Source organism: Achromobacter agilis, assembly GCF_900496965.1.
GTDB lineage: Bacteria > Pseudomonadota > Gammaproteobacteria > Burkholderiales > Burkholderiaceae_B > Achromobacter > Achromobacter agilis.
In genome coordinates this window covers 141,877-152,600 of the sequence record NZ_UFQB01000016.1, presented here as the reverse complement: position 1 = coordinate 152,600, position 10,724 = coordinate 141,877, and the positions used below count along the sequence as shown (strand labels likewise).

Below are 10,724 nucleotides of genomic sequence, written 5' to 3'. Positions count from 1 at the left end.
GCACCCGCATCAAGCGCCCACACTTATCGGTTGTTTAATTGTTAAAGAGCGGTACTGCTAAATTCTGTACTGCCTGCCTTCCCAGCCGCTACGCTTTCGCGTCGCTTGCTGTGTCAGCAGCAGAGAAATGAGATTATGAAGAAGTTTTTATCGCTTGTCAAGTCAGCATCGCTTGTTTCAAAATTTCTCTCAAACTCGCGCCTTGCTTTCCTGCCGCGGCCGCTTTACGACCCTTCTTCAAGACCCTTTCCTCTTTAGCAGCTATCGAAACATCAGGATAAACCCTGAATTTTCAGCAACTGCCAAGCCCGAAACTATAACACGATTTTTGCAGATTATGCAACCGGCTTCCGCCTGACTTGCACCGTATCTCGCAACCCGGTTAATTCGGGTGGCCAGTGAATCCAGGGTAAACCCTTAATCGTCATCACCAACCAAGTCCAAGACTATAGCACACTGTTTCGAACTGCGCAACTGGCTTCTGCCTGATTCGCGCGATCCATGCAATGATTGCTTGCTTGGCTTCGGGGTTCAAACTGTCCGAACCGCGAAGGAGCGAGACTATAGCACAACTTTCGGCAAGACAAGCGGCCCCGCCGGCTCGTTTTCCACCCTCTATATATAGAGAAGCAAAAAGAGCGGGCGGGGCCGCATTGCGGCATCCCTAGACCCTAGAGGCCGCAACTACCAGCGCAGGTAGTTCACGTCACGACGCCGCGTCAGGTCGCGGTTCACGGCAGCTTCGTTGATCAGCCAGTTGGGCGCCCCGACGTCCTGCAGCATATGTTCGTCCATCTCTACCGCCAGGTTACGCAACCGCGCCACGTTGCGATGCTTGCGGTAGGAAGACCATAGCCATCCAAAGAAGCTGCTCCCCAAGGGAGCCGCCCTATCCTGGCGGACCGCTTGCGCCGGGCTGAAGACGCTGTTGGCCGGCAACGCGGCCTGTTTACGCTCCGCGGACGGCGGCGCAAACGAGACGGGAGATGAGGGGCAGGCTTGTGCAGACATGGTCGACTCCGTATGGGATACGTGTTTGGTAAGCGTAATAGCCCAACCTGCCGGTGAAAATCGAATTGTTCTAGGATTATCGGTAAGCTATGATGACCAATCTAGCTTTTTCGGGTTGTTCGCCATGCGTTTGCCCCTGAATACCCTTCCCGCTTTCCGCGCGGTCGCCGAATTGCAGAACCTGCGCGCGGCGGCCGAACGGCTGCACCTGACCCACAGCGCGGTCAGCCAGCAGATCAAGGGGCTGGAAGAACAGCTGGGTTTTCCGCTCTTCGAACGCAGCGGACGGGGCATCGTCCTGAACACGGCCGGCGCCGCCCTGCTGTGCGCCGTCCAGGGCGCCTTGACGCAATTGGATGAGGGAGTGCTTGCGGCATCGGCCGCGGCGGCGGGCGATGAACAGCGCTTGCGGGTGTCGGTGCTTCCTTCATTCGCGCAGCGTTGGCTGCTGCCCCGCATGGCTCGCTGGCGGGCCCGCCATCCCGGCCTGGCGCTGGAGATCGATTCCTCCCAACAGGTTGCCGACCTGCTGCGCGATGGCTTTCATGCGGCGCTGCGCTTTGGCCGGGGGCCCTGGGCCGGCGTCGAATCCGAGCCCCTGTTCGACACGCCGCTGCCGCTGATCGTCCTGGCGTCGCCGGACACCGCCGCCGCGCTTCCCGACTGCTCGCCGGAGACCCTTGCACGCCAGCCCCTGCTGGGCGAACGCGAAATATGGCAGCACTGGTTCAATGCCGCCGGGTTGCGCACCCCCGTCACGCCGGTCGCTTCGTTCAATGATGCCGGCATGATGCTACAAGCCGCCGAGCAGGGGCTGGGCATCACGCTAGGACGTGAACTGCTCGCCGCGGACGCGTTGTGCGCCGGCCGACTGGTGCAGGTCTCTCCCGTGAGCGTCCATTACGAGCAGGCGCAGACCTATCACCTGGTCTATCGTCCCAGTCTGCGCGACTGGGGGCCGCTCGTCGCGCTGAAACAATGGCTGCGCGACGAACTGGAAATGTCCCGCCGCAGCCTGGTCACCTCCGACCCCAGAACGGAAGACCCGCCGCAGGCGAAATAACGGCGGCCTCGGCCGCCGGCATTGGCTTCAGGCGACCTTGCGCTCGACCGGTGCCGAAGGCCGCATCGAATCCGTCTCGTTGAAGCGCTGGTGCCACGAAAACGCTTCCTCGAGCAGGTGCGGCGTCTGGCCGCCGCGTTCGCAGGCGCGGTCGAAGTAGTCCTGCAGGGCGTCGCGGTACGACGGATGCACGCAATTCCGGATGATGGCGCGCGCCCGCTCGCGGGGCGCCAGGCCGCGCAAGTCCGCCAGCCCGCATTCGGTGACCAGCACGTCCACGTCGTGCTCGGTGTGGTCGACGTGCGAAACCATGGGCACAACGCTGGAGATGTCGCCGTTCTTGGCCATGGACTTCGATACGAAGATCGCCAGATGCGCATTGCGCGCGAAATCGCCTGACCCGCCGATCCCGTTCATCATGTGCGTGCCGCCCACGTGCGTGGAGTTCACGTTGCCATAGATATCGAATTCCAGCGCGGTGTTGATCGCGATTAGCCCCAAGCGACGGACGATCTCCGGCGCATTGCTGATCTCTTGCGGACGCAGCACGATGCGTTCGCGGTAGTGCTCCATGTTGGCCAGGATCTTCTCGTAGACGGGCTTGGACACCGTGATGGACGATGCCGACGCGAACGCCAGCTTGCCCTGGTCCAGCAGTTCGATGGCGCTGTCCTGCAGCACTTCCGAATACATTCTCAGCTTCTCGAAGCTGGACGATTCGAATCCATGCAGCACGGCGTTGGCAATGGTGCCGATACCGGCCTGCAGCGGCAGCAGGGAATTGGTCAGGCGGCCCGCATCGACCTCGCGCCGCAGGAAGGCATTGATGTGGCCGGCGATGGCGTTGGTTTCTTCATCGGGCGGCAAGGCGTTGGACGGGCTGTCCGGCTCGTGCGTAACGACGATGGCGGCGATCCTGGCGGGATCCACCTCGATGAAAGGCTGGCCGATGCGCTGGTCCGCGGACACCAGCCCGATCGGCTGGCGTGCCGGCCGGTCGGTGGGCACGTAGATGTCGTGTAAGCCTTCGATGGCGGCGGGCACGCCCAGGTTCAGTTCGATGATGATCTTGTCCGCCTGTTGCGCGAACGAAGCGGAATTGCCCACCGACATCGTCGGTACGATGGCGCCGCTCTCGGTAATCGCCGCGGCCTCGATGATGGCCACATCGATCGGGCCGATGTGGCCCGCGCGCAGTTGTTCGACCGTTTCCGACAGGTGCTGGTCGATGAAGGCGATTTCGCCCTGGTTGATCTTGCGGCGCAGCGTCGTATCGACCTGGAACGGCATGCGCCGCGCCAGGGCATTGGCCTGCGCCAGCATCTTGTCCGTGTCGTGGCCCAGCGAGGCGCCGGTGATCAGCGTAATGGAGAGCGGGTCGCGCTCGGCGCGGGCCGCCAGCGCCGCCGGCACCGATTTACAGTCGCCAGCGCGGGTAAAACCGCTCATTCCGACGGTCATGCCGTCCTGAACCAGCAAAGCCGCCTGTTCGGCGGACGTGATCTTGGCGCGCAGCCCAGGGTGGCGGATACGGTCGAGATGCATGGTGTCTCCAGATTTCAAGGGCCAACGGCTGGCGGCGGGGCGCGGCGATGCCGCCTCTGCGCCCAGGCACCGTCTGACGCGGCGTTTCCCGAGGTCCCGTGGCCGGATCATGCCGGCGCCGGGACGAATTTTCGGCAGTATAGGAAGGCCCGGGAAAATCTCGTAATGACTTAAAATCATCCAAACCAGTCGTTTTTTTCATCGTTTGCTTGTTTTCGCGCGCCGCGCGAAGGAGATGCGGGGCCATGGACGTGCGCGCATTGCGGTATTTCGTCGAAACCGTCAGGCATGCCAGCTTCACGCAGGCGGCCAAGGCGCTGTTCGTGACGCAATCGACCGTCAGCAAAATGATCCGGCAACTGGAAGAGGAAGCGGGCACCCCGCTGCTGATCCGGGACGGCCACACCGCCCGCCCCACCGACACCGGCCGGGTCATGTACCAGCGCGGTTTGCAGGTGCTGGAAACCATGCGCCAGCTGTCCGAAGAGTTGCGCCAGACCACCGACCTGCGGCGCGGCGCGCTGGAGGTCGGCATTCCGCCGATGATCAACCTGCTGTTCACCCCGGTGGTGAAGCGCTTCCGCGAACGGCATCCCGGCATACACCTGACCTTGCGCGAAGGCACGGGGCAGGCTGTCGAAGGCCTGGTCGCGAGCGGAGAACTGGAAGTGGGCGCCACCATCCTGCCGATCGCGCCCGACGGCGGGCTGGCCGCCCAGCCCTTCGGCAGCTACCCCATCTGGGTAATCGGCCCGCCCGATGCGCCCTGGGCAGGCAAGACCTCGCTGCCGCTGAGCGCGCTGCGCGATGCGCGGCTCTTGATCCCCACGGACGACTTCGCCATCACGCGCCGCCTGCGGCAAGCCTTCGCCGATGCCGGCTTCCAGCCCGGCGTCGCGGCCCAGAGCGCCCATTGGGATTTCCTGGTGGCCATGGCCTCCGCCGGCCTGGGCGTGGCGTTGCTGCCCGAGCCGCTGATGCAGCGCATGAAGACGCGCGGACTCAGCACCGCGAAACTGGCCAAATCGGGCATGCAATGGGACGTGGGCCATATCTGGCAGCACGCCGGATACCTGTCCTTCGCCGCCCGCGCCTGGCTGGAAGTATGCGACGAGATGCTTGGAAAACCCAAAAAAACACCTGCCCGCGGCGCCTCACGCTAGCCTGAGTTGAATCCAAACGTTGGCCTCGTAAACTTGGATTGCGGGCGGCGGCGCCATCCTGCCTGTCCGCGGCCCCCCGCTCCGATCCGACCCTGTTTCATACGCCTGCGCACGCGGCGTTTTGACGGAAATCGTGCGCCGATTCTAATGGGGTCATAGCACCAGTTTTTGTTGCAACGGGCGAGACGGCGGCTTGTTATGCTGCCGCCTCGATGCGAGTCACTCGCCCAAGAACATGACACCGATACCCCACCCCCTACCCTTGCGGGCCCGCCGCAAGTATTCCTCGTTCGCCGCGCTGATCGCCGCCCTGCTGCTGACGCTGTTCCTGATTCCCGCTTTCGCTGCGCCGCCGCCCACGCCGGCCGATACGGAAACGATGCTGACCGCGGCGCGCAAGCAGATCGACGACATCCGCAAGCGCGTCGCCGACGAAACCGATGACGCCGCGCTGCTGCAGCAGCGCGCCGACGCGCTCGACATTCAGTCCAAGGCCGACGCGGCGGCCGAAGCGCTGGCGCCGCAGCTGGCCAGCGTGGCGGCCAAGCTGAGCGAACTGGGCACGCCGCCGGAAGGCGCCAAGGAAGCGCCCGACGTGGCTGCGCAACGCACGCAGCTCGAAAAGAGCAACCGCGCGCTGGACGCGCAGATCAAGCTGGCCAGGCTGCTGTCCGTGGACGCCGGCCAGGCCGCGGAACAGATCTCGGCCCAACGCCGCACACAGTTCCAGGCGCGGCTGGGCGAACGGCGGGATTCCTTCCTGTCGGATCCGTTCTGGACCGAATTCCGGGAAGAGTTCCCGCGCGATCTCGAGCGCCTGGAAGCCCTGGGCGACAATCTGTCGGCCGCGGTGAAACAGACGCCGAAATGGGGTTGGCTGCTGCTGTCCGCCGCGGCCGTGCTGGCCATCGCCCTGCGCATCTGGATCGGCCGCCTCCTGCTGCGCGTAACCGCCACGCGGGTGCCTCCCGGCCGCCTGCGGCGCTCCTTCCTGGCGGTCACGCACGTGGCGCTGGCCGTGGCCACGCCCGGCGTCATCGCGCTGCTTATCCATATCGGACTGGACTGGAACTCGCAATTGACCGACAACACCGCGTCCCTGCTGGCGAACCTGGTAGCGACGGTCTGTTTCGGCGGCTACGTGTCCGGGCTGGGCTACGCCCTTCTGTCCTCGAACCGGCCATCGTGGCGCCTTCCCCCGATCAGCGACATCGTGGCGACGCGGCTGCGTTGGCTGCCCGGCGTGCTGGGCGTGCTCGTGGTGATGATCTGGCTGGCCGAGCGCCTGCCGGTGTTGCTCAACGCCAGCCTGACCACGACGATCACGCTGACCGGCATCGTCGCGGTCATGACCATGGCGATGATCGGCGCCGTGCTGGCGATCAGCCGCCGGCTGCGCCGGCAGGCCATGCAGGAGACCGACACCCCCATCCCGTTCTGGCTGTCGTTGTTGCTGAGCGCCATCTGGACCGTGCTGATCCTGAGTCTCGCCAGCCTCCTGGCCGGCTATGTCGCGTTCGGCAGCTTCCTGGTCAAGCAGGTGCTGTGGACGCTGATCGTGCTGGCCTCCGCCTACCTGGCCTCGACACTGATCGAGGACGGGTTCGGCACGCTGCTGGGGACGTCTCATCGCGATGGGAGCGAGCACGAGGCGCCAAGCATGCGCGATCAGGCGGCGGTGCTGCTGTCGGGCGTCGGCCGGGTCGCGGTCGGGCTGCTTGCCATCACCCTGCTGCTGGCGCCCTTCGGCGAAGCCCCGATGGACCTGCTGCAACGCTTCGACCAGTTGCGCAAGGGCCTGGCCATCGGCGAAGCGCAGATCCGCCCGGGAGCCGTCCTGCAGGCGCTGCTGGTGCTGGGGCTGTCCCTGCTCAGCGTGAAGGTGCTGAAACGCTGGCTGTCCAACCGCTACCTGCCCACGACCGAACTGGACCCGGGCATGCAGCTGTCGGCCGCCACGCTGTTCGGCTATGCGGGTGTCGTGCTCGCCGTGGCGCTGTCGTTATCGGCGGCGGGCATCGGCCTGGAACGCGTGGCGTGGATCGCCAGCGCGCTGTCGGTCGGTATCGGTTTCGGCCTTCAGGCGGTCGTCCAGAACTTCGTGTCGGGCCTGATCCTGCTGGCCGAACGTCCGGTCAAGGTGGGGGACTGGGTATCGCTGGGCGGCGTGGAAGGCGACATCCTGCGCATCAACGTGCGCGCCACGGAAATCCAGATGGGAGACCGGTCGACGGTAATCGTTCCAAACTCGGAATTCGTCACCAAGACGGTGCGCAACGTTACCCGCTCGAACCCGCTGGGGCTGGTGCAGATCAAAATGCCGCTGCCGCTGTCCACCGACGCGGAACAAGTGCGCGAGCTGATTCTGCAGGCCTTCGCAGATCACGAGGATGTGCTGGAAACGCCCGTGCCCAACGTATTCCTGGACGGCATCGAGGGCGGCAATCTGATCTTCAATGCGAAGGGCTACGTGTCTTCGCCCCGGGCGGCCTATGGCGTGCGCAGCGCCCTGCTGTTCACCGTGCTCAAGCGGCTGCACGACGCCGGGCTGGAAGTGTCGTCGCCGCCCACCATGCTGCTCGCCTCGGTCCCGCAACTGCCCTCGGTGCCCGAGGCGGCGCCCACCGCAGTCCCGCCGCCGGCCGGATCCTAGCCGCGCGGTACAGATCCGGCGGGACAAGGCGTTCGCCCTCAGCCGGGGGAGTACAGGTCGGCAAACGTCTGCCTCTCGAGCCGGGGATTGCGCAGCGGCGGCGACGCCAGCGCGGCGCTCTGCACCGACCGCACGGGATAGGCCTGCGCCGCGTGCTGTGCAGGGATAGGCCGATCGGCCAGGACCGGCCCCGACGGCGCGACCTGCGCAACCGCGCCGCTGTCGAAACGGTGATCGGCCGTCGTCAACGCGGGATTGGTGCACAGCCCCTGCGCCACCAGCGCCGCCTTGGTACGGTCGTCCGTCTGGCACAGGATGTCGATGGCGGCCGTTTCCAGCCGGCGCGCGCGATCGGCGTCCTTGGTGGAGGCGGCGGCCTGCATGGTGCGTTCGAAATTGCGTCGCAAGCTGCACTTCTGATCCTCGATCGGGATCGCGAGGTTCATGCCGAAGCCCACCACGGAACCGCCTCCTCCCGCGGACACCATGCAGCTGTCGGACGAAAAAGAACCATAGAAACTCTGGCCGCCCACGGGCGGCGCCGTGCGCAGGGTGCTGGATCCGTTGCTGCTGGAATTGAACGTGATGCCCTGGTTGTTGCCGGCATTGGTCGAGCCCGATGACGCTGAAGTCGTGGCACTGGAACTGCTGGTCTGGGCGCTGGCGGAAAACGCCGCCAACGACAAGGAAATGGCAAACACAATAGTCTTCATGATGTCCCCTCGCCCGGACGGCCGGAGCCGTCCGGATAATTGGGTCAGTGATTGAACCCGCCGACATGGCCCACCGCGCCAATGCCGTGTATCGACCCGAACGCACCCACATTCACCGCATGGAACGAACCCGTCGCCGAAGCGCTGGTTTCCGTCTTTCCGAACGTCGCGCCGCCGTTGGCGATGCTGTCGCCCACCATGATGGGCGCGTTGCCCGACACGCTGCCGTACGACTCGCTATTGGCGTATTGGCGCGTGCTGGTGACGACTTGCGTGCCGTCGCGGCTGAAGGTCCCGCCGACCTCCGCAATGCCGCCCGTGCTGCCGAACGAGGTCTGGCTGGAAGAGCCGTAACCATTGATCTGGGTAGCCACCACGGAACTGCCGGTGGAAACGGACGATGCGGTGCCGTTGATGGCGCCGGCGTGCCCCGTCACGGACCCGCCGACCGGTCCCGTGGCATAGGCCGATGCGGCAAACAAGGACAACGCGGCGACTGCTGCGAGCTTTTTCATTTGAGCTCCTCCTGATCCGTGCATGCACGGATACATGGTTGCCGGTGGCCGACCGGCGCGGACCGTTACCTCCCAGCCCTCCGGACAATGACGAAAGGCGTGGGACTTTCGTATTGGTACGGAATGATTGCGCCGTCGTAGACACATCGATATCGGCTAAACAGGCGACCGCCTCCGCGCGGACGAGCATTGGCGGTAACACATGCGGCGAAATTTGCGAATACCGCTCGCCGGACCGTGCATATGGACGACGCGGAATGTGCGGGAGGAATCCCGCGCGCGGAAGCGCTCCGCTCAATGGAGGAGATCGCCGGCCCGCGGTTCGGGCAACTTCCCTAGCGCGCCCGGGCGATGGGGCCGGGCCGGTTCCGAGCCAGCCTGTCGAAAGGCTGAATCCGGATTTTTCGGCCATACTATTCCGGCCGCCGGGCGCTACCCGGCCCCCTCGTCGCACGGAGACAGAATCATGATCCAGGAGATTGCCAGCATCCACGTCCGCGAAGGACAGGAAGCGCTGTTCGAGGCAGGCGTCGCGCAGGCGAAGCCGCTATTCTTGCGGGCCCGCGGATGCCACGGCGTAGAGCTGTACCGCAGCATCGAGCAGCCGCAGCGCTACACGCTGGTCGTGGACTGGGAAACCGTGGAAAACCACATGGTCGATTTCCGCGAGTCCACGGATTTCCAGGAATGGCGCAAGCTGGTGGCGGGCTTCTTTGTCGAACCGCCCCAAGTGCATCACGAACAGAAGGTGCTGTAAGGCCTAGGGCGTTCCGGGCGGATCGTCGTACTTGCGCGCGCTGCCGCGAAAACGATCCGCCGGATATTTTGTGGCGTTCTTCACCATCTTGCCCGCCACCGCATCGGCGATGTCGATGCCCAGCTGATCCGCCAACGCCACCAGGTACATCTGCACATCGGCGATCTCGTCCGCGGCGTCAGCCAGCCGCTCGGGCGGCATGCTGCGCGACTCGGCTTCGCTCAGCCACTGGAACAGCGACACCAGCTCCCCCGCCTCGCCAGCCAGGGCCATGGCCAGGTTCTTCGGCGAATGATAGGGCTGCCAGTCCCGCTCCGCCGTGAACCGGCGGACGGCAAGTTTGATCTGTTGCAGGTCGGACATCCCGGCTCCTGAGTTGAAATGGCCGCGTCAGGCCGCCCCGAGCTGCGCGCTGGCCGCCAGCGCCACGGCGACGGTGGTGCGCACGTCTGCCAGCGCCCGGTGGGTGGGATCCGACGCGCCGACGTGGCGCGCCAGAATCTCCAGCTTGTGCGAGGGCAGCTCGGGCCAGGCGCGGCGGGCCAGCGCCAGCGTGCAATGGGTAGCGTTCGAAAACGGCAGGCCGGTCTGGTCTGCCGCGGCGCCCAGAAAGCGCCGGTCGAAAGACGCATTGTGGAAAAACACGGGCAGGTCTTCGACGAAATCCAGGAACGAAGAAAACGCCTGCACAACCGGCACGCCATGGCGATCGACTTCCGCCTGCGTGATGCCGGTCAGCCGCGTGATGAAGGACGGAACCGGGCCGCGCGTGCGCACCACCTGCGTGTATTCGCGTTCCAGCGCACCCGACGTATCCACGCGCACGGCGGCGAACTCCAGGATCTCGCAGGTGGCCGTGGACAGGCCGGTGGTTTCCAGGTCGGCCACGATGAATGGGCCGCGCAAGGCCTGCAGCGCATCGGCCAGGGCCGCGGCCCCGGCCTTGCCGCCCGCCGCCGCGCGGCGGGGCGCCGCGCCGCTTGCGCGCGGCCGCCGATAGAAGAACGTCACGGCCTTACTCCGCGGGCCGCAAGGGCGCGAAACGGGGCGAACCGTCGGCCAGCTGGCCGAAGAACAACGCCGCGGGGCGCACCCACAGCCCGCGCTCGTGCGGCCACAGGTGTTCATACACCACCATGGATTCCTCGGTTTCGGAATGGCGGGCGGTGCCCAGGTAGAGGTAGAGGCCGCCCTTGTAATGGCGGTGCGAGGCGAGAGCCAAGGCTTCGGATTCGGTCATGGACAGTGGCCGCAAATGGCGCGGCCCGGGCGGGAAGGTTCCTGCCCGGGCCTGCGGGTTCAGA

At 65.4% G+C, this 10,724-nt stretch carries 11 protein-coding genes; 4 read left to right on the top strand and 7 right to left on the bottom strand.

Annotated features, from left to right (window positions below):
* Positions 1-684: 684 nt before the first annotated feature.
* The gene (locus AGI3411_RS30420) at positions 685-1,011 is read right to left on the bottom strand and encodes a hypothetical protein (RefSeq protein WP_244240391.1); all 327 of its coding nucleotides are present in this window, start codon (positions 1,009-1,011) and stop codon (positions 685-687) included.
* A 124-nt stretch (positions 1,012-1,135) separates the two neighbouring features.
* Between AGI3411_RS30420 and AGI3411_RS19060 the strand changes: the two genes are divergently transcribed.
* Positions 1,136-2,074 (top strand): LysR substrate-binding domain-containing protein, encoded by a 939-nt coding sequence (locus AGI3411_RS19060; protein WP_129528903.1) that lies wholly within the window; start codon positions 1,136-1,138, stop codon positions 2,072-2,074.
* A 27-nt stretch (positions 2,075-2,101) separates the two neighbouring features.
* On the opposite strand, the gene AGI3411_RS19055 is transcribed toward AGI3411_RS19060, so the two are convergent.
* Positions 2,102-3,619, bottom strand: a complete 1,518-nt coding sequence (locus AGI3411_RS19055; RefSeq protein ID WP_129528902.1) for an acetyl-CoA hydrolase/transferase family protein — start codon at positions 3,617-3,619, stop codon at positions 2,102-2,104.
* 245 nt (positions 3,620-3,864) lie between these two features.
* Between AGI3411_RS19055 and AGI3411_RS19050 the strand changes: the two genes are divergently transcribed.
* A complete protein-coding gene (locus AGI3411_RS19050; protein WP_129528901.1) occupies positions 3,865-4,782 on the top strand; it encodes a LysR family transcriptional regulator in 918 nt (305 codons plus the stop codon).
* A gap of 235 nt (positions 4,783-5,017) precedes the next feature.
* Positions 5,018-7,435, top strand: a complete 2,418-nt coding sequence (locus tag AGI3411_RS19045; RefSeq protein WP_129528900.1) for a DUF3772 domain-containing protein — start codon at positions 5,018-5,020, stop codon at positions 7,433-7,435.
* A 38-nt stretch (positions 7,436-7,473) separates the two neighbouring features.
* Here the strand turns inward: AGI3411_RS19045 and AGI3411_RS19040 are convergent, their stop codons facing one another.
* Together AGI3411_RS19040 and AGI3411_RS19035 are read right to left on the bottom strand one after the other, a co-directional pair.
* Positions 7,474-8,148 (bottom strand): hypothetical protein, encoded by a 675-nt coding sequence (locus AGI3411_RS19040; protein WP_129528899.1) that lies wholly within the window; start codon positions 8,146-8,148, stop codon positions 7,474-7,476.
* A gap of 44 nt (positions 8,149-8,192) precedes the next feature.
* The gene (locus AGI3411_RS19035) at positions 8,193-8,663 is read right to left on the bottom strand and encodes a hypothetical protein (protein WP_129528898.1); all 471 of its coding nucleotides are present in this window, start codon (positions 8,661-8,663) and stop codon (positions 8,193-8,195) included.
* 466 nt (positions 8,664-9,129) lie between these two features.
* Between AGI3411_RS19035 and AGI3411_RS19030 the strand changes: the two genes are divergently transcribed.
* Positions 9,130-9,420 (top strand): antibiotic biosynthesis monooxygenase family protein, encoded by a 291-nt coding sequence (locus AGI3411_RS19030; protein WP_129528897.1) that lies wholly within the window; start codon positions 9,130-9,132, stop codon positions 9,418-9,420.
* A 3-nt stretch (positions 9,421-9,423) separates the two neighbouring features.
* Here the strand turns inward: AGI3411_RS19030 and AGI3411_RS19025 are convergent, their stop codons facing one another.
* Genes AGI3411_RS19025 through AGI3411_RS19015 form a run of 3 tightly spaced genes read right to left on the bottom strand, consistent with a single transcriptional unit; the run spans position 9,424 to position 10,660 of the window.
* A complete protein-coding gene (locus AGI3411_RS19025) occupies positions 9,424-9,783 on the bottom strand; it encodes a nucleotide pyrophosphohydrolase (RefSeq protein WP_129528896.1) in 360 nt (119 codons plus the stop codon).
* Positions 9,784-9,810: 27 nt separating this feature from the next.
* The gene (locus AGI3411_RS19020) at positions 9,811-10,431 is read right to left on the bottom strand and encodes a 3'-5' exonuclease (protein ID WP_129528895.1); all 621 of its coding nucleotides are present in this window, start codon (positions 10,429-10,431) and stop codon (positions 9,811-9,813) included.
* 4 nt (positions 10,432-10,435) lie between these two features.
* Positions 10,436-10,660, bottom strand: a complete 225-nt coding sequence (locus AGI3411_RS19015; RefSeq protein WP_129528894.1) for a DUF1653 domain-containing protein — start codon at positions 10,658-10,660, stop codon at positions 10,436-10,438.
* Between the last annotated feature and the right edge of the window lie 64 nt (positions 10,661-10,724).

Bases quoted from the DNA above. Each gene is read 5' to 3' on its own strand.
- AGI3411_RS19060 (WP_129528903.1), top strand. From the start codon at position 1,136: ATGCGTTTGCCCCTGAATACCCTTCCCGCTTTCCGCGCGGTCGCCGAA.
- AGI3411_RS19040 (WP_129528899.1), bottom strand. From the start codon at position 8,148: ATGAAGACTATTGTGTTTGCCATTTCCTTGTCGTTGGCGGCGTTTTCC.
- AGI3411_RS19015 (WP_129528894.1), bottom strand. From the start codon at position 10,660: ATGACCGAATCCGAAGCCTTGGCTCTCGCCTCGCACCGCCATTACAAG.
- AGI3411_RS19025 (WP_129528896.1), bottom strand. From the start codon at position 9,783: ATGTCCGACCTGCAACAGATCAAACTTGCCGTCCGCCGGTTCACGGCG.
- AGI3411_RS19045 (WP_129528900.1), top strand. From the start codon at position 5,018: ATGACACCGATACCCCACCCCCTACCCTTGCGGGCCCGCCGCAAGTAT.
- AGI3411_RS19035 (WP_129528898.1), bottom strand. From the start codon at position 8,663: ATGAAAAAGCTCGCAGCAGTCGCCGCGTTGTCCTTGTTTGCCGCATCG.
- AGI3411_RS19030 (WP_129528897.1), top strand. From the start codon at position 9,130: ATGATCCAGGAGATTGCCAGCATCCACGTCCGCGAAGGACAGGAAGCG.
- AGI3411_RS30420 (WP_244240391.1), bottom strand. From the start codon at position 1,011: ATGTCTGCACAAGCCTGCCCCTCATCTCCCGTCTCGTTTGCGCCGCCG.
- AGI3411_RS19050 (WP_129528901.1), top strand. From the start codon at position 3,865: ATGGACGTGCGCGCATTGCGGTATTTCGTCGAAACCGTCAGGCATGCC.
- AGI3411_RS19055 (WP_129528902.1), bottom strand. From the start codon at position 3,619: ATGCATCTCGACCGTATCCGCCACCCTGGGCTGCGCGCCAAGATCACG.